The organism is Actinomadura sp. NPDC048032 (assembly GCF_040653175.1).
Taxonomy (GTDB): domain Bacteria; phylum Actinomycetota; class Actinomycetes; order Streptosporangiales; family Streptosporangiaceae; genus Spirillospora; species Spirillospora verrucosospora.
This window is the reverse complement of sequence record NZ_JBEZJP010000576.1, coordinates 1-3,971: the sequence shown is the minus strand read 5'-3', so window position 1 is coordinate 3,971 and position 3,971 is coordinate 1. Positions and strand designations below refer to the sequence as shown.

At 75.8% G+C, this 3,971-nt stretch carries 4 protein-coding genes and 1 pseudogene; 1 reads left to right on the top strand and 4 read right to left on the bottom strand.

Annotated features, from left to right (window positions below):
- Positions 1-687: pseudogene (locus AB0C69_RS39230) on the bottom strand (LuxR family transcriptional regulator); the annotation flags it as partial.
- Positions 688-808: 121 nt separating this feature from the next.
- On the opposite strand from AB0C69_RS39230, the gene AB0C69_RS39225 reads away from it, so the two are divergent.
- The gene (locus tag AB0C69_RS39225) at positions 809-2,245 is read left to right on the top strand and encodes an FAD/NAD(P)-binding protein (protein ID WP_360361269.1); all 1,437 of its coding nucleotides are present in this window, start codon (positions 809-811) and stop codon (positions 2,243-2,245) included.
- Here AB0C69_RS39225 and AB0C69_RS39220 read toward each other — a convergent pair.
- The 3 genes from AB0C69_RS39220 to AB0C69_RS39210 are packed head-to-tail and all read right to left on the bottom strand — an operon-like array spanning position 2,232 to position 3,875.
- A complete protein-coding gene (locus AB0C69_RS39220) occupies positions 2,232-2,654 on the bottom strand; it encodes a DUF3151 domain-containing protein (protein WP_345171377.1) in 423 nt (140 codons plus the stop codon). The two genes, AB0C69_RS39225 and AB0C69_RS39220, sit on opposite strands and share 14 nt — an antisense overlap.
- Before the next feature lie 39 nt (positions 2,655-2,693).
- Positions 2,694-3,227, bottom strand: coding sequence for a GNAT family N-acetyltransferase (locus AB0C69_RS39215; protein ID WP_345171375.1), 534 nt, complete (start codon positions 3,225-3,227; stop codon positions 2,694-2,696).
- 42 nt (positions 3,228-3,269) lie between these two features.
- Positions 3,270-3,875, bottom strand: coding sequence for a TIGR03086 family metal-binding protein (locus tag AB0C69_RS39210; protein WP_360361265.1), 606 nt, complete (start codon positions 3,873-3,875; stop codon positions 3,270-3,272).
- Positions 3,876-3,971 lie beyond the last annotated feature (96 nt).

Here is a 3,971-nt window from a genome sequence, read left to right as displayed (position 1 = left end):
GCGCTGTCGTCGTACGCGCCGATCGACGAGGCGGAGAAGTTCCGCATCGAGTACTCGGAGCCGGGAGAGGAGGTCGCGCGCCTCGTCGTTGATCGAGAAGGGCGTGCCGGCCGGGTCGAACAGGATGAGCCCCGGGTCCTGCCCGGCGGCCCCGGCCGGCGGCCGGACGGGCCGGGCCAGCTCGCGAAGGCGGTCGGCGAGCGGCGCGGAGAGGCCCGCGACGAGGGAGACCTCCGCGGGGCCGAACGGCTCCCGGCCCTTCTCGCGGAACAGGCTGACGACGCCCCAGGGCCGGCCGCCGGTCCGCAGGACGGCGCGCAGCTCGTCCCCGATCCCCTGGCGGCCGAGCAGCCTGCGGTACTGCGCGCTGCGGGCGGGCAGCCCGCCGGTGCTCGCCACGAGCCCGGCGGCCGGGACGGGGGCGCGGGCCAGGTCGCGGTAGGGCAGCACGGTCTCCTCCAGGAGCGCGCACTCCCAGTAGGCGAAGCACTGCTCGCCCCGTCCGAGGTTCTCGACCAGCATCGGCGCGGTGATCAGCCCGGTCTCCGGGTCGGTGGCCGACCACGCGGCGGCCTGGAAGCCCAGCAGCCGTCCGAGCCGCGACGAGGCGCCCGCGAACAGGCCGCCCGCGTCCCGGGCGCGTGCGGCCCGGTCGAGGAGGGCCCGCCGTTCCCGCTGGTCGATCATCGCTCCAGTCTGCCCGCCGTGCGCGGCGGGCGGACCCCCTCAGATGGGGGATCGCGGTCCGGAGCGATCCCCTGCCCTCGGGGGATGGGGCGGGCTCGGCCGGGCGGCGAGGCTCGGCGGCATGGACATCGCGATCATCGGGGCGGGTGCGGCGGCCGTCGCGCTGCTGGACGCCCTCGACCCCTCGGACATCCGTTCCGCCACCGTGTTCGACCCCTCGCCGTCGCCCTGGCGCGGCCGTCCCTACCAGCCGGACCTGGACTCCGTGCTCGTCAACGCCCCGCCGGAGATCATGTCGATCCGGCACGGGGACCGGGAGCACTACGCGCGCTGGCTGGACGGGGACGCGCACGCCGGAGCCCACACCGACGAGCGGCTCGGCCGCCCGATCCCGCCGCGCGCCGTGTACGGGCGGTACCTGGTGGACACGGCGGAGGCCGCGCTCGCCCGGTTCGCCCGGACGGAGCTCGTCGGCGCGGCGGTGACCGGGGTGTCCCTCGCGGGCCGCCCGGTCGTGCGAACGGCGGACGGACGCAGCCACCCCGCCGACCAGGTCGTCCTGTGCGTCGGCGGGGGCGTCCCTCGGGACGGCTACGGGCTGGCGGGCGCGCCCGGCTTCGTCGCCGATCCGTATCCCCTGCGGCGGACCCTCGCCGGCGTCCCGCCCCGAAAGAACGTGGCGGTCATCGGGACCGGCCTGACCGCGGTCGACATCGTGGCGTCACTGGCCGCGCGCGGGCACACCGGGAGGATCAGCATGGTCTCGCGGAGCGGGACCCTCCCGTTCGTCTGGCAGCGTCCCCTTCCGACCGACCTCCGGTACCTGGCGCCCGACCGCCTGCGGTCCCTGGAGGGGCCGGTCCGGCTGGCGGAGTTCACCGAGCTGATCCGCATGGAACTGGCGGCTCACGGCGAGAGCTGGGACGCCCTCGCGGCCTGGATCGCCGCGGCGCCGGGACGGGACCCGGCGGCGAGCCTGCGCGAGCAGCTCGCCATGGTGGACGCGCCGCGGCTCGGCCGGCGGATCGTGCAGGAGGCCGCGCACACCGCCGGTCCGGTCGCGTGGCGGCTGCTCCCGGCGAGTGACCGGGAGCGGCTCCGCGGCCGCCACTTCCGGACGATCACGAGCGCGGCCTCGCCGATGGTGCCCCGCAATGCCGCACTGCTGCTGGAGCTGTTCGAGGCGGGGACGCTGGAGGCGCTGTCCGGGGTCGAGAAGATCGAGGCGGGGTCCGCGTTCGAGATCACGCATGCGGCGGGCGTCCGCACCGCCGACATCGTGATCAACGCGGTCAACCCGCCGCCGCACGCGATCCCCCGGGCGGCCGAGCCGCTCGTCTCGTCGCTCCTGGCCCAGGGCGCGGTGCTGGACCCGGACGGCGGCCTCGCCGTCGACCCCGGTACGGGACGGGTCCTCGTCGGCGGACGGCCCGATCGCCGCCTGCACGTGGCCGGCGACCTCGCCGGCGGCGGACCCTTCCTGGTGTCGGGCATCCCCGGCGTCGCCGCCCAGGCGTCCCGGGCGGCGCGCTCGATCGGTGGGGTCAGGAGCCGTTGAGGGCGTCGGCGGCCTCGGCGCTGCTGTCGCGGAGGAACGTCCTGCAGCGCTCGGCCTCGGAGTCTTCCCCGATGGCGGCGGCGGCCCGGGCGAGGGCGTGCAGGGCGCGCAGGAAGCCGCGGTTCGGCTCGTGCTCCCACGGGATGGGGCCGTGGCCCTTCCAGCCCGCCCGGCGCAGCTGGTCCAGCCCGCGGTGGTAGCCGGTGCGGGCGAACGCGTAGGAGTCGATGACGCTGCCCTTGGCGAAGGAGCGGTCGGCCAGCTCGGCCCACGCGCCCGGGTGGTCCGGGTGGCGCGCGGCGACCTCGAACGGGTCGACGCCCTCCTCCAGGGCCGTCCGGGCTTCGGGGTTGTCCGGAAGTTCGGTCGGAGCGGGGCCGCCGAGCAGGTTCTGGGTCATGCCGGTCATGGTAAGCGGGCGCCCCCCACCGGATTCAACCGGCCGGGGTCAGGCGGGCACGGAAAGCGGCAGGCGGAAGCGGGCGGAGCCGCCGTCCCTGGAGGAGCGGGCCGCCGGCCAGCCGCTCCGGACGAACATGAGCGCCTGCCGGTTGGTGAGGATGACGTCCGCGCCGAACTCGGTGACGCCGCGCCGTCCGGCGAGCTCGGACAGGCAGCCGACGAGGGCGCGGCCGAGGCCCCGGCGCTGCCAGGGGTCGGCGACCAGGACGGCGAGGTCGGCGCGCCAGGCCCGCGTCGCGTCGCGGACGTATTCGGCGATGCCGAGGATCTCGTCCCCGTCCAGCGCGACGAGAGCCTCGCGGTCCCAGTGGTCGAGGCCCTCCAGGAGGCCGACGTAGTGGTCGGGCAGGCGGGGCGTGCCGGAGAAGAAGCGCATGTAGAGGCTCGCGGCCGACAGGCGGTCGGACATGCGCCGGACGCGGTCGCGGTCGGTGACGCCGTAGGGGCGGATCCGGACGTCGTCGAGCACGGTGTCCATCCGGGCGACGGTGCGCCCATCGAGTTGCTTCACACAACTCATTGGATCGCAGAAAGTTGTGTGAAGCAACCTCGGTGCGCGTTCTCAGGTCGCCGGACGGCGGCCGAGGAAGGCGACGAGACGGTCGCCGGGCGTCGCGTGCGGGCCGGGGTCCACCGGGTCGCCGAACAGCGGCAGGCGGCCGCAGGGCGGCGCCAGGGTCCGCCACACGTCCAGGAGATCGGTGGCCAGGTCCGGAGGAATGGGCCGTGCCGCGCCGGTCGCCTGCGCCACGTCCCAGCCGTGCACGGCCGCCTCCAGGGCCCCCGCGCCGACCACCGCCTCCACGGGGAGGCAGCGGTCGCCGATCGCCGCCGTTCCCGCGGCGCCGTCCGGGCGGCGGGAGGAGGCCATGGTGTGGCGCAGCACCCGGACGGCGTGGACGCGCAGCGCCGAGACCGGGTCGCCGGCCGGGTCGACCGGGGCCGGACGGATGCCGACCCGGCCCGCGGCCAAGCCCTCGTGCACCGCCGCAAGGGAGTCGCCGATGTGCAGCAGCAGCGCGTTGAGATTCCATGCCGCGCACGGCGTCGGGTGCGTGAGCATCGGCCGCGCGACGTGCTGGACGGTGGTCAGGAGATAGCCGATCGAGCGCTCCAGGATGCACGCGTCGGATCGCAGTGGCGCCGATGCGCCGGTCGCCTCACGCATTCGGCTCCTCACCTCGCCGGGATGATCACATGTACAGACCCGCGCGGCGGCGAGAAATCATCGGCGGCCGTTGCCGGTCCACCTCGTGAGGGGCGG

What these genes read in the sequence shown, in the direction of transcription:
- AB0C69_RS39225 (WP_360361269.1), top strand. Translation starts at nt 809, where the DNA reads ATGGACATCGCGATCATCGGGGCGGGTGCGGCGGCCGTCGCGCTGCTG.
- AB0C69_RS39220 (WP_345171377.1), bottom strand. Translation starts at nt 2,654, where the DNA reads ATGACCGGCATGACCCAGAACCTGCTCGGCGGCCCCGCTCCGACCGAA.
- AB0C69_RS39215 (WP_345171375.1), bottom strand. Translation starts at nt 3,227, where the DNA reads ATGAGTTGTGTGAAGCAACTCGATGGGCGCACCGTCGCCCGGATGGAC.
- AB0C69_RS39210 (WP_360361265.1), bottom strand. Translation starts at nt 3,875, where the DNA reads ATGCGTGAGGCGACCGGCGCATCGGCGCCACTGCGATCCGACGCGTGC.